We start from the raw sequence: 21369 nt of genomic DNA on the forward strand, positions 1-21369 counted from the left end.
ATGCGCGCGAGGGTAGGGGACGGCGGTGAAACGAGGGTATCCGGGTTTTTTCCCATCCGTCGCGCCCGCATGGATTGGCGGGTGGATACGATTCCGTGTGCGGAAATTGAACAGTTGCCGTGTGGACTTGTGCCGCACGCCGCGTGATGACGTGGCAGATATTGCCGGTGCGGCATCGGCCGTTCACCGTCACCGTCTGGAGCCGCCGCGTCCAACCGCCGGCAGCAAGCTTATCGCGAGCGGTCGGGTACGCCAGGATTTACCGGCTGAGTGGTTCCAGTTCAACGGGGGCGACAGAAGTCGGAAGTGAAGAGGCGTCAGTTGCATCGAGCACGGGATGCCTTCAGATCGCGGGGCGCAGGCAGACCGAACTTGGTAAATAGCCTTGCCAGGTAGGACGGCGATTCGATCCCTACGCTCAGGGCCGCCGACAGCACGGTCGTGCCGGGAACGTTCAAGAGCGAACGCGCGCGCATGACCCGTTGCCGGAGCTGATAATCGGTGAGGCTTTCGCCGGTCTCCTCGCGGAAGATCCGGGTGAGATGACGTCGCGATATGGCGAATTCCGAGGCGATTGTCTCGATATCGATCCGCTCCGCGAGCATGACGTCAAGGTACGCCTTGATTTCACTGACCAGTTGCCCGCGCGAAACCTTCGGATTGGCATCGCTCGGTGCGGCGCCGAGCACCGCCGCCACGCACGCCGACGCAATCAGCCGATCGACCAGATCGTTCTGATACCGCGCCATATCGTGCGCTTCCTCCGTCTCGTCGACCGCGTCGAACTGTGTTTGCAAACGCAGTGTCCCAAGCAGAGCAGGCGGCGGCACGCAGTAGCGCGGCGCATCGCCCCCGGCGATCCGGACATTGGATTTGCGCGCACAAAACGAAACGAAGTCGCGCTCCGCATAGACCGCCGTATGGCAGTGCTCTCCGGGATTGCTCGCCGTGTCGTGAAAAATCCCGGCAGGAACCATCGCAAGCACGCCGGCGCCGATGCGTTGCGAATGCTTTGAACACTCCGAAGTCAGCGTCAGCGTGCCTTGACTCGGCAACAGGAACATGAACTCTTCGTGCTCGTGCCACGATGTCACGTAATCGGCCATCGTGATGCGACGGGTCGCAGCCACGCGGTCGGCGGGAATGTGCGATTTGGACGTCTGATAAAACATGGCGAGACCTGCGACTTGGGACTTTATAAGGGACGGGCAACGCGCTGACGCCCATCGCCATGGCCCGATAGTGAGCATGTTCCGGCCCAAATGGAAGCGAATAAAAAACGCAGGCCGTGCATGCTGCGAGGGACGGCGGACTGGCCTTCCCGCCGGCTTCACAAAAGGCGGCACACCGATAGGCGGAGTTAATTAGGGAGCAAGCGCATGAGCATCGTACAACGTGTGCGGCTTGTACGGGTATTTTCCACCACCGACGAGGGCGGCAATCCGGCCCCGGTTGTGCTCGACGCGAACGGCTGGTCCGACGCGCAAATGAAAGAGGTGGCCCGCGCGTATGGTCTGGAAAGCGGGTTTGTGATGCGCGCCGTCGATCCGCACCATGATTTTCGCTTCCGCTTTTTTGTGCCCAACCACGAGATGGAGATGTGCGGACACGCGACGCTGGGCGCATTGTGGCTGCTGCGTCACACGGGCGCGTGGCGCACGAACACGGCGCTGATTGAAACGCTGAGCGGCAGCGTCGAAGCGCGGTACGACGCGTCCGACGCGCGGATCGAAGTCAGCCAGCCGGCGGGACGCGTCGAGCTGGTTGTCGACGCGGCGCTCATTGCCAGGACACTCGATGCATTGAACCTCGATGCGGGCGATCTGCTGCCGCTCGACATCGTCAACGCAACGACGAGCCGCACCAAAACGCTGGTGCCGGTCCGCACGACCTCACGGCTGAATGCGATCATGCCGAAACTCGACACAATCGAAGCGCTATGCGACGCGCTGTCGTCGACCGGTCTGTATCCGTTTGCGCTGGATGCCAATGCACCGCACGTGTTCGAGGCACGGCAATTCCCGCGCGCGTCCGGCTATCCGGAAGACGCGGCGACCGGCATCGCAGCGGCAGCGCTCCTGTACGGCGCGCATCGCCATGGGCTCGTCACCGGAGCGGGACGCGGCATCGTCGTGCGTCAGGGTGTGGCGATGGGACGCCCGTCCGCGATCACGGTGAACTTTCGCGATCCGGCCGATGAAAGCAGCGGTTGCTGGCTCAGTGGCCCGGTTGGTCTGATGGACGAGGCCTGAGTCATGTTGCTAGGCACACTCGAAGTCGATTTGTCGACGCGCTCGTTACGACGTGATGGGAAGGCTATCCATGTCGGTTCGCGTGCATTTGACGTGCTCGCGGTACTGTTGTCGGCGGCGGGCCGTCTCGTCACGAAAGACGAGTTGATGGCCGCGGTCTGGCCCGGCACGGTAGTCGAAGAAAACAATCTGCAGGTCCATATTTCCGCGTTGCGAAAATTGCTCGGACCGCAACGCGACCTGATTGTGACCGTACCCGGTCGCGGTTACCAACTGACGCAGAGGTCAGCCCCGACCGCGAATTTGACGCCGGCTACACCGCCCAGGCAGGGCGACAGCGATATTCCGCGACGGCACGGGGCGCTCACGGGACGCGACAGCCTGGTCTCCAATATTGCTGCAATACTGGACACGACGCATATATTGACACTGGTGGGCGCCGGGGGAGTCGGGAAAACGAGCGCGGCAATCGAAGTTGCTCATGCGGCAGTAAGCGGCCGTTTTGATATCACGCGCTTCGTCGCGCTTTCCGATGCTGCCTCTCCAGAAGCGGTCTTGCAGAAAATCGCGACGGCATTCGGCCTGCCGATACGGGACGACAGGTCGGCAGTCGACGCGCTAGTCGCAGCTTTGCCGCGAGACCGCACGCTGCTGGTGCTGGACAACGCCGAGCACGTCATCGATGCAGTCGCTCGACTGGTCGATTCAGTTTGCATGCGGCTTGGCAACTTGCGGGTACTCGTCACGAGCCGTGAGCCGTTGAGGGTATCAGGTGAGAGTGTCTTCCACGTGCGTCCGCTCCAGGTGCCGCGTCCGGAGTCATCCATCGCAGAGCTGCTGGATTGTGAGGCAGTGCAGATGTTCTTGCAGCGCGCGCGACAGTCGGGTTGCGACCTTGATACTTTAAGAAAAAGCGCTCGTCTCGTTGGCGATATCTGTCGTCGGCTCGACGGTAATCCACTGGCGATCGAAATGGCAGTCGGGCGTATCGGTGCATTGGGCGTTCGAGGTGTTCACGGATTTCTCGACGATCGCTTCAAGTTGCTGACGCGGGGATACCGGACGGCGCTTGCGCACCACCAGACGTTACAGGCCAGCTTCGATTGGAGCTTTGCGTCGCTGAGCCCGTCGAGTCAGAAGTTATTGGGTCACGTTGCGGCATTCCAGCGTGCTTTTACGTTCGAGGCATTGCGTGCGCTGGTATGCGATGCGCGGTATACGCTGTCTGACGTTGCCGGCGACATTGCTGAACTGACCGAGAAGTCGCTGGTGAGTGTCGAGCCGGGTAACGGCGAACATCGATTCTTTCTTTCCGAATCCGCCCGAGCATACGCGTTGCAAAAGCGTCGCATCGGAGGGAAGGACATTCGAATGTTCGCGCACTATGCCGGGTACCACTTCAGTGCTTGTGAGGAAGCGTCGACCATTGGAACGGATGCGTTCAACGAGAAAGTGGAAGAGCGGGAGCTTGCCTGCGCCATCTGAGCATATAAGGCAATGGTAGGCCTCGACCCGCTGACGCGGCCTGAATGAATTGCAGCGAGCGGTTGAATCCGCCGCCCACAAGGGACAGTCGACATTGCGGAAAGCCAGCGTCCGCGCCATCGCTTTACGACGTGTAGCCCGTCAGGAAAACCCTGATCGACTCCGCAGGCTGCCCGTTTTCAGCTGTTTTTCCCCTGTCGATACCGGCCGCGCCGCCGCCCGCCTCAGCGATATCCCGCACCCGCGCGATTGCGCTCCAGCAAGCCTTTCAGTCCGTGCATGTAGCTAAAGCAGGTATGGTGCAACGCAGTATTTTGCGTCCAAGGCTTAATTTTTATACCCATCAGGTATCGAAAAGCGCGACCAAAAGTATTGGACGCGCCATTTCCCCGCCGCGTATAAATCCGTTCCATGAACAGCCCACGCAGCGCGCCCCGCGTCCTCCGCCGCCCGAGATCGCATCGAAACCTGCGTCGTCAATCTGTCGGCGAGCCGCCAGCGCAAGTTGTCCGCGGCCACGATGCATGGCCCGATGCCGATGCTCGATGCGTACCTCGCACCCGCGAAGGACTGACGAAAGTCGCGCGGTAATTCGAATCTGGCAAGGACCGTCAGCCCCAAATACACATGGAGACAGCATCATGAGCGTCAAAGTTTTCGACACGACGGAAGTGCAGGATCTGCTGAAGGCCGCATCGAACGCGGCCGGGAATCGCGGAAATGGCACGAACGGCGACGCACGTACGCAGCAGATCGTGCTGCGCCTGCTCGGCGACCTGTTCAAGGCGATCGACGATCTCGACATCACGCCCGACGAAGTGTGGGCCGGCGTGAACTACCTGAACAAACTTGGTCAGGATGGCGAAGCGGCGCTGCTCGCGGCCGGTCTCGGTCTCGAGAAATATCTCGACATCCGGATGGACGCCGAGGACAAGGCGATCGGCCTCGACGGCGGCACGCCACGCACGATCGAGGGGCCGCTGTACGTGGCGGGCGCCCCGGTGCGCGACGGCGTCGCGAAGATCGACCTCGATGCGGACGACGGCGCGGGCCCGCTCGTGATCCACGGCACGGTCACGGGCCTGGACGGCAAGCCGATCGCCGGCGCGGTGGTCGAATGCTGGCATGCGAACTCGCACGGCTTCTATTCGCATTTCGACCCGACCGGCAAGCAGAGCGACTTTAATCTGCGCGGCGCGGTGAGGACCGGCGCGGACGGCAAATACGAATTCCGCACGCTGATGCCGGTCGGCTACGGCTGCCCGCCGCAGGGCGCGACGCAGCAACTGCTGAATCGCCTCGGCCGCCACGGCAACCGCCCCGCACACGTGCACTTCTTCGTCGACAGCCCCGCTCACCGCAAGCTGACGACGCAGTTCAACATCGACGGAGATCCGCTGATCTGGGACGACTTCGCGTATGCGACGCGCGAGGAGCTGATTCCACCCGTGACCGAAAAGACCGGCGGCACCGCGCTCGGCATGAAGGCCGACGCGTACCAGGACATCGAGTTCAACTTCGTGCTGACGCCGCGCGTGCAGGGCAGGGACAACCAGATCGTCGAGCGCCTGCGCGCGTCCGCCACCGCATAACCGCCGGCGGCACGGCGGCGCGCGAGCGCCACCGCTGCCGGCCGGTCACCCCGAGATTCAACCGATACCGATGCGAGCGTGCTTGCAGGACGCGGCACGCGCATGGGAGGAGCCATCATGTCCGCCACGATCGACCACACCAACGACCTGGATCATCTGCTGGAAACCGCCGTGCAGGATGACAAGGAGGCCGGCATCTTCCGCTGCCGCCGCGACATCTTCACGAACGCGGAGCTGTACGAGCTCGAGATGAAGCACATCTTCGAGGGCAACTGGGTGTACCTGGCGCACGAAAGCCAGATTCCCGACAACAACGATTACTACACGACATGGATCGGCCGCCAGCCGATCGTCATCACGCGCGACAAGACCGGCGAGCTGCATGCGGTCATCAATGCGTGTGCGCACAAGGGCGCGATGCTGTGCCGCCGCAAGCACGGCAACAAGGGTAGCTTCACGTGCCCGTTCCACGGCTGGACCTTCTCGAACACCGGCAAGCTGCTGAAGGTGAAGGACGAGAAGACGACCGAGTATCCGGTGCAGTTCAACACGCACGGCTCGCACGACCTGAAGAAGGTCGCGCGCTTCGCGAACTATCGCGGCTTCCTGTTCGGCAGCCTCAACGCCGACGTGTTGCCGCTCGAGGATTACCTCGGCGAAGCGCGCGTGATCATCGACCAGATCGTCGACCAGGCGCCGAACGGGCTGGAAGTGCTGCGCGGCAACTCGTCCTACATCTACGAAGGCAACTGGAAGATGCAGATGGAGAACGGTTGCGACGGCTATCACGTGAGCACCGTGCACTGGAACTATGCGGCGACGATGGGCCGCCGCAAGGAAGACGGCACCAAGGCGGTCGACGCGAACAGCTGGAGCAAGTCGGTCGCGGGCGTGTACGGCTTCGACCACGGCCACATCCTGCTGTGGACCCGGACGATGAACCCGGAGGTGCGGCCCGTGTACCGGCATCGTGACGAGATCAAGGCGCGCGTGGGCGACGTGCAGGCCGATTTCATCGTGAACCAGACGCGCAACCTGTGCGTGTACCCGAACGTGTTCCTGATGGACCAGTTCAGCACGCAGATTCGTGTGGTGCGGCCGCTCGCGGTCGACAAGACGGAAGTCAGCATCTTCTGCTTCGCGCCGAAGGGCGAGAGCGAGGCCGACCGCACGACGCGGATTCGCCAGTACGAGGATTTCTTCAACGTGACCGGCATGGGCACGGCCGACGATCTCGAGGAGTTTCGCGCGTGCCAGGCCGGCTATGCAGGCATCACGGCGATGTGGAACGACCTGTCGCGCGGTGCGCCGCTGTGGGTCGACGGGCCGGACGAGAACGCGAAAAAGATGGGGCTGAACCCGCGCATTTCGGGCGAGCGCAGCGAGGACGAAGGGCTGTTCGTGTGCCAGCACGAACATTGGGTGAACGTGATGCGCGATGCGCTGAAGAAGGAACGCGGGGAGGTGGCGGCATGAGCTTCGATTACCGGACGATTTGCGCGGCGCTGTATCGCGAGGCGCGCCTGCTCGACGATCGCGAGTGGGACGCGTGGCTGACCTGCTACACGGAAGACGTCACGTACTGGATGCCCGCATGGGACGACGATGACCGGCCGACCGACGATCCGCGCAGCGAGATCTCGCTGATGTATTACGCGGATCGCGGCGGCCTCGAGGATCGCGTGTTCCGGATCAAGACCGAGCGCAGCGGCGCATCGACGCCCGAGCCGCGCACCAGCCACAACGTGACGAACGTCGAGGTGCTGGCCGAACGCGACGACGAGGTCGACGTGCGCTACAACTTTCACACGCTGAACCACCGTTACCGCGTGACCGATCACTTCTTCGGCACGATGTTCGTCACGTTGCGCCGCGCGGGCGACGCGCTGCTGATTTCACACAAGAAGATCGTGCTGAAGAACGACTACATCCGGCAAGTGCTCGACATCTATCACGTCTGATGCCGTTGGTTTGCCATGAAAGGAAGTGGAGGTGACGCGATGTCCAGCTACAAGATTGCATTGAACTTCGAGGACGGGGTGACCCGCTTCATCGACTGCAAGGCCGGCGAGAAAGTACTCGACGCGGCCTTCCGCGCGAAGATCAACCTGCCGATGGATTGCGCCGACGGCGTGTGCGGTACCTGCAAGTGCCGCGCCGAGAGCGGGCACTACGACCTCGGCGACGATTACATCGACGATGCGCTGACCGAGGACGAAAAGGACGGCGGCCTCGTGCTGACGTGCCAGATGGTGCCGCAAAGCGACTGCGTGATCGCGGTGCCGACGTCGTCGGTCGCGTGCAAGACCGGGCAGAGCGCTTTTGCCGCGACGGTCACGAAGGTCGAGCAGCACAACGATGCGGCCGTCGTGCTCGAACTCGACGTCGGCGCGAGCGCGCCGGCGTTCCTGCCGGGCCAGTACGTGAACATCGGCGTGCCGGGCAGTGGCCAGCATCGCTCGTATTCGTTCTCGTCCGCGCCGGGCGACACGAAGGTCGGATTCCTGATCAAGAAGATTCCCGGCGGGGTGATGAGCACGTGGCTCGAATCGGCGAAACCCGGCGACACGCTCGAACTGCACGGGCCGCTCGGCAGCTTCTACCTGCGCGACGTGCAGCGGCCGCTGCTGTTCCTTGCCGGCGGCACGGGCCTCGCGCCGTTCCTGTCGATGCTCGAAGTGCTCGCGCGCAGCGGGTCGCAGCAGAAGGTGCACCTGATCTACGGCGTGACGCGCGATCTCGATCTCGTGCTGGTCGATGCGATCGAAGCGGTTGCGTCGAAGCTGCCGAACTTCAGCTTCGCGACGGTCGTTGCCGATGCGGCGTCGAACCACGCGCGCAAGGGCTGGGTCACGCAGCATATTCCGGCCGACGCGCTGAACGACGGCGACGTCGACGTGTATCTGTGCGGGCCGCCGCCGATGGTCGATGCGGTGCGCCAGTATTTCGACGACGCAGGCGTGAAGCCGAACAGCTTCCACTACGAGAAGTTCACTCCCAACGTCACGGCAAAGGCGGCATGACCATGCAACGATTCTCCGGCAAGGTCGTCGTCGTCACCGGCGCGGCGCAGGGCATCGGCCGCGGTGTCGCGCTGCGCGCGGCAGCCGAGGGCGGCAAGGTGCTGTTCGTCGATCGCGCGGATTTCGTCGCTGACGTGGCGGCCGAGGCGGCCGGTGGCGAGACGGCAGGCTTCGTCGCCGATCTCGAGACCTATGAGGGCGCGCACGCGTCGATCGCGTATGCAGTGCAGCGGTTCGGCGGCATCGACATCCTGATCAACGGCGTTGGCGGCGCGATTCGCATGCGGCCGTTCGCCGAGTTCGAGCCGGCGCAGATCGACGCGGAAATCCGCCGCTCGCTGATGCCGACGCTCTATGCGTGTCACGCCGTGCTGCCGCACCTGCTCGCGCGCGGCGGCGGCACGATCGTCAACATCTCGTCGAACGCGACGCGCGGCATTCGCCGCGTGCCGTATTCGGCGGCGAAGGGCGGCGTGAACGCGCTGACGTCGGCGCTCGCGATGGAATATGCGGAACACAACATCCGCGTCGTCGCCACCGCGCCGGGCGGCACCAGCGCGCCGCCGCGCCGCGTGCCGCGCAATGCGGCCGGCGACACCGAGCAGGAACAGGCGTGGATGGGCGAGGCCGTGCGGCAGGTGACGGAATCGACGTACTTCAAGCGCTACGGCAGCCTCGACGAGCAGATCGCGCCGATCCTGTTCCTCGCGTCGGACGAGGCGAGCTACATCACCGGTACGGTGCTGCCGGTCGCGGGCGGCGATACGGGTTGAAGGGCGTTGACGGTGCACGCGCCGCAGCCGCGTGCACGACGACCCTCACATAACCGGCCGGCGCGGCAAGCGCGGCCACGGAGACATTCATGAGCAAACGCGAAGCGATCATCCCGGCCGGCATGGAAGCCGTGTACGAAAAAATCGGCTATGCACCGGCAATCAAGGTTCGCGATACCGTTTACGTGTCCGGCCAGGTCGGCCGCGACGCGGCGATGCAACTGGTCGAGGGCCGCGAAGCCCAGATCGTGCAGGCGTTCGAGAACCTGAAGCGCGTGCTGGATGCCGGCGGCGCATCGCTCGACGACGTGGTCGACCTCACGACCTTCCATACCGACATGCGTGACCTGCCGCTGTTCATGCAGGTGCGCGACCGCTATTTCCATGCGCATCCGCTGCCGGCGTGGACGGCCATCGGTGCGCACATGCTCGGCGGCTCGCCCGGCTATATCGTCGAGATCAAGGCGGTGGCGGTGCTGCAGCGGTGATCGACGGCTATCGTTGCGCGGGAACCCCGCTTGCCGCAGACAGGGCCGCGCGTCCGATGCCCGAAGACACGCCGGTCACGACGACCACGGTAGGGTTCGACATGGTTGTTTCCTTCGAGCGGATGGACGGTGGAAGGGTCAGTTGCGTGCGTCGAGCGCGGCCGCAAGCGTGGAGTCGGGCAGCGACGCCGGTTCGGGCTCGCCGTGATGCGAACCGGCGGCACGGCCGGGCCCGATCCTGAACCAGATCGCGTACATCGCCGGCAGAAACACCAGCGTGAGAATCGTGCCGGCGAACGTGCCGCCGATCAGCGTGTACGCGAGCGTGCCCCAGAACACCGAATGCGTGAGCGGGATGAACGCGAGCACGGCCGCCATCGCGGTGAGGATCACCGGGCGCGCGCGCTGCACGGTCGCTTCGACGACCGCATGGAACGGGTCCAGCCCGGCCTGTTCGTTCTGGTGGATCTGCCCGATCAGGATCAGCGTGTTGCGCATCAGGATTCCCGACAACGCAATGAGCCCGACCAGCGCGTTGATGCCGAACGGCTGCCGGAACAGGATCAGCGTCGGCACCACGCCGATCAGCCCGAGCGGGCTCGTCATGAACACCATCACCATCGCCGAGATCGAGCGCACCTGGAAGATGATGATGACGAGCGTGATCGCGAGCATGATCGGAAACAGCGGCAGCATCGCCGTCGTGGCCTTGCCCGATTCCTCGATGGAGCCGGCCTGCTCGATCCGATACCCGCTCGGCAGCTTGCCGACGATCGGCTGGAGCTGCTTCGTGATCGCGGCCGATACGTCCGGCGGCTGCAAGCCCTCGGCGATGTCGCCGCGCACCGTGACCGTCGGCACGCGATCGCGCCAGCGCATGATCGGTTCCTCCATCCGCACGTCGACCTTGCCGACCTGCGACAGCGGAATGCGCTGCCCGTTCGCGCCAGCGAGCGTGAAGTCGTCGAGTCGCGCGGGGTCGAGCCGCGCATCGCCGCCCGAACGCGCGATCACCTGCACGGTCCGGATATCCTCGCGCACCGCGGTGACCGGCACGCCGGTGAGCAGGAACTGCAACTGCTGAGCGACCGCGCTGGACGTCAGCCCGACCGCCTGCAGGCGATCCTGCTGCAACGTGAGATGCAGCGTCGGCGCGCGCGTGCCCCAGTCGGCATTGACGGTGCGCATCATCGGGCTGCCGTTCATCACGTGCCCGACTTCGGACGCGATACCGCGCAGCGTGTCGGGATCGGGGCCGGTGATCCGGTACGCGACCGGGAACGGCGAATACGGGCCGAACACGAGTTGCGTGACACGCACGCGCGCTTCCGGCGCGAGGCCGTCGGCGACGGCGCGGCGCAGGCGCGCCTTCAATGCGTCGCGTTCGTCCTGACTGTCGGTGCGCACCACGATCTTCGCGAACGACGGGTCGGGCAGCTCCGGCCCCATCGCCAGGTAGAAGCGCGGCGCGCCCTGGCCGACGTACGCGGTGACGATCCGCGCTTCCTTCTGCTTCGCGAGCCACGCTTCGACCTTCGATGCGGCGGCACTCGTTTGCGAAATCGACGTGCCGTACGGCATCTGCACCTCGACGAGCACCTCGGGGCGATCGGAGATCGGGAAGAACTGTTTCTTGACGACCGCCATGCCGAGGATGGCGAGGACGAACAGGCCGACGACCGCCCCCGCGACCAGCCATTTACGCGCGATCACGCGCGTCAGTACCTGGCGGAAACGGTTGTAGCGCGGCGTGTCGTAGATTGCGTCGTGGCCGCCTTCGATCTTCCTGAAGTCGGGCAGCATCTTCACGCCGAGGTACGGCGTGAACACCACCGCCACGACCCACGAGGCGATCAGCGCGATCCCGACGATCCAGAACATGTTGCTGGTGTATTCGCCGGCGGTGGAGCGCGCGAAGCCGTTCGGCATGAAGCCGACCGCGGTCACCAGCGTGCCGGCCAGCATCGGCGCGGCCGTATGGCTCCACGCATAGGCCGACGCGGCCACGCGCCCGTAGCCTTGCTCCATTTTCACGACCATCATTTCGATCGCGATGATCGCGTCGTCGACCAGCAGCCCGAGCGCGAGGATCAGCGAGCCGAGCGTGATGCGGTCGAAGTTCTTGCCGGTGGCGGCCATCACGACGAACACCACGGCCAGCGTCAGCGGCACGGCCGCGGCGACCACGAGGCCCACGCGCCAGCCCATGCTGACGAAGCTCACCAGCATGACGACGAGCAGCGCGGCGAAGAACTTCACCATGAACTCGTCGACGGCCGAGCTGATGTTGACCGATTGATCGGTGACCTTGGTCAGGCTCATGCCGAGCGGCAGCCCCGCATTGATCGCGCCGACTTCGTGGTCCAGCGCACGGCCGAGGTCGAGCCCGTTCCAGCCGTCGCGCATCACGACGCCCAGCAGCAGCGCGGGCTCGCCGTTGTTGCGGATCAAGAACGTCGACGGATCTTCGTAACCGCGCTCGACGGTCGCGATGTCCGACAGCTTCAGCGTGCGGCCCTGCGAGACGATCGGCGTGTCGCGGATCTTCTGCAGCTTGTCGAACGCGCCGTCCACGCGAATGAAGATCTCCGGCCCGCGCGTCTCGACGGAGCCGGCCGCCGTCAGCACGTTCTGGCCGTTGAGTGCGGCGAACACCTCCTGCGGGCTCACGCCGAGCGTCGCGAGCCGGTCGTGCGACAACTGCACGTAGATGCGCTCGGGCTGCTCGCCGATGATGTCGACCTTCTTCACGCCCGCCACGTGCAGCAGCCGCTGGCGCAACGCTTCGGCGTCGCGCACCAGCAGGCGCTGCGGTTCGCCCCTGGCCTTCAGCGCGAACAGCGCGAACGTGACGTCCGCGTATTCGTCGTTGACCATCGGGCCGATCACGCCGGCCGGCAGATTGGTCGCCTCGTCGCCGATCTTCTTGCGCGCCTGGTAGAACTGCTCCTGCACCTCCGACGGCGGCGTGCTGTCGAGCAACGTCAGCGTCGTGATCGCGAGGCCCGGACGCGTATAGGTCTCGGTGCGGTCGTACCAGCGCAGCTCCTGCATGCGCTTTTCGATCTTTTCGGCGACCTGGTCGTGCATTTCCTGCGCGGTGGCGCCCGGCCATGCGGTGATGATGGTCATCACCTTGATCGTGAACGCCGGGTCTTCCGCGCGGCCCAGCTTGAAGAACGACACGAGGCCCGCGAGCGAAATCAGGCAGATCAGGAACAGTGTGATCGCGCGCTCGCGCACCGCGAGCGCCGACAGGTTGAATCGTCGCTCGCTCACGGCCGTGCTCCTGCGCTCGCGACCGTCGCGGCCGGCGCGGACACGCGCACCGCTTCGCCTTCGCGCAGTAGCTGCGCGCCGAGCGCGACGACGCGCTCGCCTGGCTTGAGCGCGCCGTCGCCGGCGATGCGCGCGCTGTCGTCGTCGAGATGCTCGACCTTGACCGGCCGCCACGTCACCTTGGCCGGTTCACCGGTGACGACCCACACGCCGGGCCCTTTGCCCGCGTCCAGCAGCGCGCCGATCGGCACCTGCATGCCGCGTTGCGACGCCGTGCGCGCGTCGTCAGGGATGCGGATCGTGACGGTCGCGCCCAGCGGCGCGTCGGCCAGCGCGCCTTGCAGCACGTAGCGCGCGTCGAAAGTACGCGTTCTCGCATCCGCGGTATCGGAAAGCTGGCGCAGCGTCGCGGCGACGCTGACGTCCGGCTTGCCGAACAGCCCGGCCTGCGCGACCGACCCGATCGCCGGACGCAGGGTTTCGGGCAACTGGATCACGGCTTCGCGGCTGCCGGCGTGCGCGAGCCGCACCACCGGCTGCCCCGCGCCGACGACCTGGCCGGGCTCCGCGAGCGTTTCCATGACGACGCCGTCGCCGTCCGCGACGAGTTGCGCATAGCCGGTCGCGTTGCGCGCGACGTCGGCGTCGGCCTCGGCGGCACTCAGTTGCGCTTTCGCGGCATCGGCGGCGGCCTTGATCTGGTCGTAGGCCGATGCCGATATCGCGCCGGTGCCGCGCAGGTCGCGGTAGCGCGCTTCGTCCTCGGCGGTCTGCCGCGCGCGCGCCCGGGCGGCGGCGATGGCTTCGTCGCGGGCGCGCGCCGCGAGCTTCAGGTCGACGGGATCGAGCCGCATCAGCGGCTGGCCGCGCTTGACGGTTTGACCGGTATCGACGAGCCGCTCCAGCACCTTGCCGGGTACCCGGAAGCCGAGATCGCTCTGCACGCGCGCGGCGACGGTGCCGGTGAACGAGCGGGACGCGGGAACGGCCGCCTGCACGACGGCGGTACGCACGAGCGGTGCTTCCGTGCGCGGATCGGACGGCGCTTTTCCGCTGCAGGCGGCTAGCGCGAGGGGCAGTGTGGAAGCGACTGCGAAGAAAGCGGGGCGACGCCGAACCATGAAAGACCCAGTGACGAAGTGAGCGGGGCTTTCATTGTGTATCTAGTGACCAATATAGTCAACAGTCACAAACGGTGACGCATCACGGCGCGAGGCTGCGCAGGACGAGGCTGGACAGTTGGGCGGGCGCGGCGTCGGTCGTGTCGAGGTTGTACTGGAGCAGCAGCGGGTTCAGGTACGGCCGCATCACGAGGTAGATCGCCGTCGCGGTTTCGTCCAGCGGCGTCTTGCGCTCGAACTCGCCGTTTTGCCGGCCTGCCTGGAGGACGTCCTGCAACAGCGTCTGCACGCGTGCCTCGTAGGCCTGCACCGACTGCCAGTTTTCGGTGGCGGCCGACGCCGCGATGTCGTACAGCTTGCGGTCGTGGAAGAACAGCCGGAGGCTCGCCTCGGTAGAGACCTTGAAGAGCCGCCGCAGCTTTTCGGTGGGCAGCTCGGCCGCGGCGACGGCCGCGCGCACGTCCGTCTCGATTTCGCGCAGGCAGTTTGCGCAGATCATCTCGCCGATCGCCTGCTTCGACTCGAAGAACTTGTAGATATAGGCCTTCGAGAAGCCGATCGCCTTCGCGAGATCCGACACGGTCGTCTTTTCATAGCCGTACCGGCTGAAGTGCTCGGTGGCGGCGGCCACGATCTGGTCGCGGACGTCGTGGTCGGCCGGGCCGCGCGCGGGCACCGGGGAAGGGTCGATTTTTTTCATGGGCTGCAGCTGACGGGAATGGACAACGAGTGACTATTTGGTATTATAGTCACTAGCGGATTCTTGCCAAAACCCTCATGCTACCCAAACCCATCGTTGCCGCGGCGCTGGCCGCCATCTTGTCGGCGGGGTGTGCCGTCGGTCCCGACTATGCGCGGCCGGACGTGGCGATGCCGCGGCAGTTCCAGGGGCAGCGCGCCGTGGATCAGCGCCACGCGGCGGTCGACGCCGATCTCGCGACGTGGTGGACGGGCTTCGGCGATCCGCAATTGACGCGCTACATCACGCTGGCGCTCGCGCAGAACCTCGATCTTGCGCAGGCCGCGGCGCGCGTCGCGCAGGCGCGCGCGGGGCTCGGCGCGGCGAATGCGGCGCTGCTGCCGTCCGGCAACGTGAGCGGTCAGGCCGCGCGCGTCTACCAGTCGGTTGAAACGCCGTTGGGGCAGGTGTTGAATGCGACGCCCGGTTTCGATCGTCATGGCAACGACTACGAGGCCGATTTCAACGCGAGCTGGGAGCTGGATGTATTCGGCGGATTGCGCCGCGGCCGCGAAGCAGCGCTCGCCGACTATCAGGCCTCCGAAGCGGCGGCAGTCGCGACGCGGCTCGCCGTCGCCGCGCAAACGGCGGATACCTACATCACGATTCGCGGGTTGCAGGGCCGGCTCGAGGTCGCGCGGCACCAGGTGCAGACCGAGCAGGATCTGCTGTCGACTCTCAACCTGCTCTATGGAAAGGGCCTCGCGGCGGAGCTTCAGGTGCGGCAGGCCGAAGGCGCGCTCGCGCAGGTTCGTGCCACGGTGCCGGTGCTCGAAGCGGCGCTGGACGCGGCGATGAATGCGCTCGACGTGATGCTCGGCGCGCAGCCCGGCACGCATCGCGCGGAATTGCTTGCCGGCGGCGAGGTACCGGTCGCGCCGCGGATCGCGGCGACCGGCACGCCCGGCGAACTGCTGCGGCGCCGGCCCGACCTGATCGCCGCCGAGCGCCGCGTGGCGGCGTCGAACGCACGCGTCGGCGTGGCGATCGCCGAGTATTACCCGAAGTTCTCGCTGGGCGGGTTGATCGGCAGCGCGACGACGATGGGCGCGGGCAACCTGTTTGCCGGCGGCGCGAACCAGGCTGCGGGCGTGCTCGGCTTGCGCTGGCGTCTGTTCGATTTCGGCCGGATCAACGCGCAGATCGCGCAGGCCAAAGGGCAGGATGCCGAAATGCTCGCGGCGTATCGGCTCGCGGCGCTGCATGCGACCGAGGACGTCGAGAATGCGTTCTCCGCGCTCGTCAAGCGTGACGAGCAGGCGGCCATTCTCGGTGACGGCGTGAAGTCGCTCGGCCGAGCGCGGGCCGCGTCGTTCGCGGCTTATCAGAAAGGGGTCGTCAGCCTGATCGAGGTGTTGCAGGCCGACGAAAGCCTGTTGCGCGCGTCCGACGAGCGCGTGCAGGCGAGAACCGAATCGGCGCGTGCGGCGGTGGCTGCATTCAAGGCGCTCGGCGGTGGGTGGCAGGCGCCGGAAGCGCAGGCCGTTGCGAGCCGGTAGCGGTAGTATCGGAACCTGATCGCCGCCGAACGGGAGGATTGAAGATGAAAATCAGCGAACTGGCCGAATTCGATGGCTCGAAGTACCTGAAGGACGAAGAAGCGATTCGTCACTACCTGGCGCAGGCGTTCGAAGATGGGGAGCCTCGACTGATCCAGGCCGCGCTCGGGAACGTCGCGAAGGCGCGTGGCATGACGGCGCTGGCGCGCGAGTCCGGTGTGAAGCGTGAAGCGTGAAGCGCTCTACCGCGCGCTGTCGGAAGGTGGGAACGCGGAGTTTGCAACGATCATGAAGGTCGTCGCCGCGTTGGGATTGCATCTGACCGTTGCGCCGACCACGCAGACCGCCGCAGCGGTACCCGCGCCTGAGCCGACCTCGCGCGCGCTCGCACGCACGTGCGGCGGCCCACGGATGATGTCATCAGGGGCGGGCTGCATGCTTCATGCCAAGCCCGCCCGTATTGACCCGCTCGACCTCGTGCGGCAAGCCCTGCGGGCAGCACGCCGCTACCGCTTGATTGCTCCCCGCAACCGCCTCACATCCTGCTCCGACACCGGCGCGGCCCGATTCCCCACGCACCGCGCACGTAGCTGACCACCGCCGCGATCTCGCCGCTCGTCAACGCGCCGCGCATCGCCGGCATCCGTTGCACCGGCCCTGGCTTGCCGGGCGTGGGCCGCGCGCCTTCGACCACGATCCGGATCGCGCTTGTCGGATCGGCCGCGAGCACGATCGAACTGCCCGCGAGCGCCGGCCCGTGATCAGGGACGCCTTTACCTTCGGCACCGTGGCAACGCGCACAGAACCCCGCATACACACCGGCTCCGGGCGCCTGCTGGCCGCCTTCCGGCCGCGGGCCGGCCACGGTGAGCCGCGGTACGCCCACACCCAGCGGATTCGTCGCGGCGGTCGGTTGCGCGGGCAACGACTTCAGGTACACGGCGATCGCGTGGCGATCGGCATCGGTCAGCAACGCGGTGCTTTCGCCGACGACCGGCGCCATCGCGCCGAACACCGCGCCACGTGCCGCATGGCCGCTGCGCAGGAACGCGGCGATGTCGTCGGCCGACCAGTGGCCGAGGCCATCCGGGGCCGCGCCGGTCAGGTTCGGCGCGAACCAGTGGTCGTTGATGCCGCCGGTCAGGAACGCGGGGCTGCGCTCGTCGTAGCCGCGTTCGTTGTAGGCCGGCCCGCGCGGCGTATGGCAGGCGCCGCAATGGCCGAGCCCCTGCACGAGATACGCGCCGCGATTCCATTGCGCGGATTGCGACGGCTGCGGCGTGAACCGGTCGCGGTTCGCGAACACGAGGCTCCATAACCCCAGCGCCCAGCGCTGGTTGAACGGAAACGGCAGTTGCGTGAGCTTCGCCGCATTCGCGGACGGCGCGACGCCGCGCATGAAATACGCATACAGCGCGCGCACGTCGTCGTCGGTCAGGTGCGCGAACGACGGGTACGGCATTGCCGGATACAGCCGGCTGCCGTCCGCGCGCACGCCGCGCCGCATGGCGTCGTCGAATTGCCGCAGCGTGTAGTTGCCGATGCCGTGCGTCGGGTCCGGCGTGATGTTCGGCGCATAGATCGGCCCGAACGGCGAATTCACCGGCTGGCCGCCCGCGTACGGCGTATGGTCGGCCGCGTCGTGACACGCGGCGCAATCGCCGGCGAGCGCGAGGTAGCGGCCGCGCGCGAGCGTCGCGGCGTCGGCGCTCGCGGCAGCCGCGGCGATTACCGGGCGGCGGGCGGTCGAAGCGGACGCCGCATCGGGCGGCGGGGTGGATGCCGCGGACGATGGCGCGTCCGCCACCGACGCGTCCCGGTCGCGTGACAGCCGCCGGTCGTCCTTCACGCGCGCGGACATCGACGCACCGGCATCGGCGGCCGACGCACCGATCCGCACGAACCGCCAGCCCGACGCGGGCTCGGGCGCTTCCGCCGCCGACGCGGCGTCGGCCGCATTGCCGGGTGCGGCCGTGTCGTCGTCCTGCCGCATCTCGCATCCGCAGAGCGCGACGCATACCGCGAATGCGACGCCCGCGCGGCGGCCCGGAACGCGGAACGGAAACGAAGCGAACGAGATCAGCGCCATGGACTGCAAGGCCCCACGAAAGCGGTGACGATCCCCGTGAACACCAGACCGATCACGAAGCCGAGCGCGGCGAGCATCCCGCAGCGCGCGAGAAAGCGCGTACTGTCGTCGCGCGTCGCGGCGGGTGCGTGGGCATCGTGCCGATGCCGCCACGCGCGCGCGAGCCACGTCGCGCAGGCGGCGGCCAGCGCGAACGCGCCCGCGGCGATCAGCGCGAGCCACACGCCGACGTGCGCCCAGCGCGGCACGGCCTGCGCGACACCGTGCGGATAGCACGCGGTGGACGCGAGCGTCTCCGACACCAGCATCTGCGCGAACCACAGCGCGGGCGCGCCGACGAGGCCGGCCGCGATCGCGAGCAGCGGGGTCCACGCGCGTCGGGCGTCGTTCATCCCGTGCTCCTCAGCCAGAAGGGCGATACGTACAGCGCGGTGAAGATGAACAGCCACACGACATCGACGAAGTGCCAGTAGAGCCCGCCGACCGTCAGCGCGACGCGCCGTTCGCGGCCGAAGAAACCGGCGGCGGTCCACCCGGCGAGCAGCGCGAGGATCGCGAGACCGGCCACGACGTGCGCGAGGTGGAACCCGGTGATCGTGAAGTAGAGGCTGCCGTACAGATGCGCGGTCGGGCCGTACGGATGGTCGCGCCATTCGTGCAGTTGAACCAGCGCGAATGCGGTGCCGAGCACCAGCGCGACGACGAGCAGCGCGACCGCGCGTGCCTGTTTTTCGGCTCGCACCGCGCGCTCCGCGAGCCACACGAACACGCTGCTCGACAGCAGCACGACCGTGTTGGCGGCCGCGAGCCCGATCTTCGGCATGCCTTCGGGCGGCCACGGCGCGGGCCACTGCGACTGCAGGTAGAAGTAGCAGAACAGCAGGTAGCCGAACAGTCCGGCCTCGGTCACGATCAGCGTGAGCACGCCCCACCAGCCGCCCGCGCGCTCGCCGCAACTGCCGACCGGCAGCGGTTCGATGCACGCGGCCGGCGCACCGGGCGGCACCGTCGCCGACGGCGGTTCGTCCGGATGAAGCCCGGCGGCCGCGGCAGGCGCCTGCGTGTCGGCGCGGGCCGGCAGGCGCGCGCGTTGTCCGAGTTCGCGGCGCGGCCACAGCCACGCGGCGGTGGCGATCGTGCAACCGGCGACGGCCACGCAGACGAGCGTCGGCGAGCGCGCGAGCATCGCCGCGAACACGGCGGTCGCGAGCAGCGCGAGCACGAACGGCACGCAACTGTCTTCGGGCATCTTCAGGATCGCGCTCGGCGCGGCGGCGAGCGGCGTGACCGCGAGCGCCTCGCGCCCGTCCGCGAGCCGGTAGCCGACCCGCAGGCTGGTGCGGGTCGGATCGTCGCGCGTTTCCCACAGCGGATGCCGCGACGCGACGAGCGGCAGCACCGCGAAGTTGTACACGGGCGTCGGCGACGCGACCGACCATTCGAGGCCGGCCGCGCCCCACGGATTCTCGCCGGCACGCACGCCGCGCCGCGCGCTCACCAGCGCGTTGACGACGAACATCACGATGCCGATCCCGAACACGAACGAGCCGATCGTCGTCAGCAGGTTCGACGTGTCCCAGCCCATCCCCGATGGATAGGTATAGATCCGGCGCGGCATCCCGAGCAGCCCGGAGATGTGCATCGGAAAGAAGCCGAGATTGAAGCCGACCAGCACGACCCAGAACGTCAGCTTGCCGAACCGCTCGTTCATCATCCGCCCGGTGAACTTCGGGAACCAGTACGCGACGCCGCCGAGCACCGGGAACACGTTGATGCCGAGCAGCACGTAATGCAGGTGCGCGACGACGAAGTACGTATCGGTGAGCTGCCAGTCGAGCGGCACGGCCGCGGTCATCACGCCGGACACGCCGCCGACCACGAACATCAGCACGAAGCCCGCGAAATACAGGAACGGCGTGCGGAACACGGGGCGGCCGGTCCAGATCGTCGCGATCCATGCGAACACCGCGACCGCGCTCGGGATCGAGATCAGCATGCTCGCGGCGCCGAAGAACGCGAGCGCGAGCGGCGCGATGCCCGTCGCGAACATGTGGTGGACCCACACCTCGAAGCCGATCAGCATCGTCGCCACGGTCGACACCGCGACGGCCTCGTACGCGACGAGCGGCCGCCGGCAGAAAGTCGGCAGCGCATCCGACACGATCCCCATCGCCGGCAGCACGACCACGTAGACCCACGGATGCGCGAACATCCAGAACAGGTGCTGCCACAGCAGCGGCCGGCCGCCGTGCGCGACGTCGAAGAAATGCGTGCCGGCATTGCGGTCGAGCCACAGCAGCAGGAACGCGAGGCTCACCGACGGCACCGCGACCAGGTTCGCGACCGACGCGGTCAGCGTGCCCCACACGATGATCGGCAGCCGGTCGATCGACATGCCGTGCGCGCGCATCCGCAGCAGCGTGACGACGAAGTTCGCGGCGCCGCCGGTCGTCGAGATGCCGAGCAGGATCATCCCGAGCGCGTAGATGTCGATGTTCGCGCCGGCGCTGTAGTCGAGCGACGTGAGCGGCACGTAGTTGAACCAGCCGCCGTCCGGCACCGCGCCGAGCGGAAAGCTCGCGTACAGGAACAGCCCCGCGAACAGGAACGACCAGTACGAGAACGCGTTCAGCCGCGGAAACGCCATGTCGCGCGAGCCGAGCATCAGCGGCCACAGGTAGTTCGCGAAGCCGGACAGCACCGGCAGCGCGTACAGGAAGATCATCGTGACGCCGTGCATCGTGAACAGCGAATCGTATTGCGCGGGCGTGAGCACGGTCGCGTTCGGCCGCGCGAGCTGGATGCGCATCACGAGCGCCTCGACGCCGCCGAGCAGCAGGAACACGAACGCGGTGACGATGTAACGCAACCCGATGCGCTTGTGATCGACGGTGCCGAGCCAGCCGCGCCAGCCGGGTTCCGATTCCCACAGCTCGGCCAGCACGCGCTCGTGCGTGGAGCCGGGCGGCGCTTCGCCGAGATCGGGTACGCGGCTGAGCGGGGCGGGCGTGTCGCGGGCAATGGCCATC

Annotated in this window: 15 protein-coding genes and 2 pseudogenes; 10 read left to right on the forward strand and 7 right to left on the reverse strand. The window is 66.7% G+C overall.

All coding sequences use genetic code 11. From position 1 onward, the window contains the following. Positions 1–317: 317 nt before the first annotated feature. Positions 318–1172 (reverse strand): helix-turn-helix domain-containing protein, encoded by an 855-nt coding sequence (locus tag SY91_RS33685; RefSeq protein WP_023476650.1) that lies wholly within the window; start codon positions 1170–1172, stop codon positions 318–320. A 207-nt stretch (positions 1173–1379) separates the two neighbouring features. Here SY91_RS33685 and SY91_RS33690 point away from each other — a divergent pair, with 207 nt between their 5' ends. From SY91_RS33690 to SY91_RS33725, 8 genes are all read left to right on the forward strand, one after another. Next, entirely contained in the window at positions 1380–2252 is an 873-nt protein-coding gene (locus SY91_RS33690; RefSeq protein ID WP_023476651.1) for a PhzF family phenazine biosynthesis protein, read from the forward strand. Positions 2253–2255: 3 nt separating this feature from the next. Then, complete coding sequence (locus SY91_RS33695; RefSeq protein WP_023476652.1) at positions 2256–3737, forward strand: ATP-binding protein; 1482 nt, start codon at positions 2256–2258, stop codon at positions 3735–3737. 641 nt (positions 3738–4378) lie between these two features. Then, positions 4379–5329, forward strand: a complete 951-nt coding sequence (catA, locus tag SY91_RS33700) for a catechol 1,2-dioxygenase (RefSeq protein ID WP_023476653.1) — start codon at positions 4379–4381, stop codon at positions 5327–5329. Positions 5330–5446: 117 nt separating this feature from the next. After that, positions 5447–6805 carry a Rieske 2Fe-2S domain-containing protein gene (locus tag SY91_RS33705; protein WP_011545512.1) on the forward strand — a complete coding sequence of 453 codons (1359 nt, stop codon included), beginning with the start codon at positions 5447–5449 and terminating at the stop codon, positions 6803–6805. Then, a complete protein-coding gene (benB, locus tag SY91_RS33710) occupies positions 6802–7290 on the forward strand; it encodes a benzoate 1,2-dioxygenase small subunit (protein WP_023476654.1) in 489 nt (162 codons plus the stop codon). The genes SY91_RS33705 and benB overlap by 4 nt, the downstream gene beginning before the upstream one ends. A gap of 39 nt (positions 7291–7329) precedes the next feature. After that, positions 7330–8352, forward strand: coding sequence for a benzoate 1,2-dioxygenase electron transfer component BenC (gene benC, locus SY91_RS33715; RefSeq protein WP_043887760.1), 1023 nt, complete (start codon positions 7330–7332; stop codon positions 8350–8352). Then, complete coding sequence (gene benD / locus SY91_RS33720; protein WP_043887762.1) at positions 8349–9125, forward strand: benzoate diol dehydrogenase BenD; 777 nt, start codon at positions 8349–8351, stop codon at positions 9123–9125. Before benC ends, benD begins: the two co-directional genes overlap by 4 nt. 89 nt (positions 9126–9214) lie before the next feature. Next, a complete protein-coding gene (locus SY91_RS33725) occupies positions 9215–9613 on the forward strand; it encodes a RidA family protein (RefSeq protein WP_023476655.1) in 399 nt (132 codons plus the stop codon). Between the two features lie 138 nt (positions 9614–9751). Here the strand turns inward: SY91_RS33725 and SY91_RS33730 are convergent, their stop codons facing one another. The 3 genes from SY91_RS33730 to SY91_RS33740 form a co-directional block, all read right to left on the reverse strand. Continuing rightward, complete coding sequence (locus SY91_RS33730) at positions 9752–12892, reverse strand: efflux RND transporter permease subunit (protein ID WP_023476656.1); 3141 nt, start codon at positions 12890–12892, stop codon at positions 9752–9754. Beyond that, positions 12889–14013, reverse strand: coding sequence for an efflux RND transporter periplasmic adaptor subunit (locus tag SY91_RS33735; RefSeq protein WP_043887764.1), 1125 nt, complete (start codon positions 14011–14013; stop codon positions 12889–12891). Before SY91_RS33735 ends, SY91_RS33730 begins: the two co-directional genes overlap by 4 nt. A gap of 82 nt (positions 14014–14095) precedes the next feature. Then, entirely contained in the window at positions 14096–14713 is a 618-nt protein-coding gene (locus SY91_RS33740) for a TetR/AcrR family transcriptional regulator (protein WP_023476658.1), read from the reverse strand. A 77-nt stretch (positions 14714–14790) separates the two neighbouring features. On the opposite strand from SY91_RS33740, the gene SY91_RS33745 reads away from it, so the two are divergent. Both SY91_RS33745 and SY91_RS33750 read left to right on the forward strand, forming a co-directional pair. Beyond that, the gene (locus SY91_RS33745) at positions 14791–16251 is read left to right on the forward strand and encodes an efflux transporter outer membrane subunit (RefSeq protein WP_043887766.1); all 1461 of its coding nucleotides are present in this window, start codon (positions 14791–14793) and stop codon (positions 16249–16251) included. Positions 16252–16295: 44 nt separating this feature from the next. After that, positions 16296–16666 (forward strand): annotated as a pseudogene (locus tag SY91_RS33750) (addiction module antidote protein). Positions 16667–16757: 91 nt separating this feature from the next. Here the strand turns inward: SY91_RS33750 and SY91_RS33755 are convergent. From SY91_RS33755 to ctaD, 3 genes and pseudogenes are all read right to left on the reverse strand, one after another. After that, positions 16758–18340, reverse strand: a pseudogene (locus SY91_RS33755) (c-type cytochrome). Continuing rightward, positions 18331–18732 carry a hypothetical protein gene (locus SY91_RS33760; protein WP_023476663.1) on the reverse strand — a complete coding sequence of 134 codons (402 nt, stop codon included), beginning with the start codon at positions 18730–18732 and terminating at the stop codon, positions 18331–18333. The pseudogene SY91_RS33755 and the gene SY91_RS33760 overlap by 10 nt, the downstream one beginning before the upstream one ends. Further along, positions 18729–21368, reverse strand: a complete 2640-nt coding sequence (gene ctaD / locus SY91_RS33765; RefSeq protein WP_185921486.1) for a cytochrome c oxidase subunit I — start codon at positions 21366–21368, stop codon at positions 18729–18731. The genes SY91_RS33760 and ctaD overlap by 4 nt, the downstream gene beginning before the upstream one ends. Position 21369: the final 1 nt, after the last annotated feature.

This window comes from Burkholderia cenocepacia (genome assembly GCF_014211915.1).
Classification (GTDB): Bacteria; Pseudomonadota; Gammaproteobacteria; order Burkholderiales; family Burkholderiaceae; genus Burkholderia; species Burkholderia orbicola.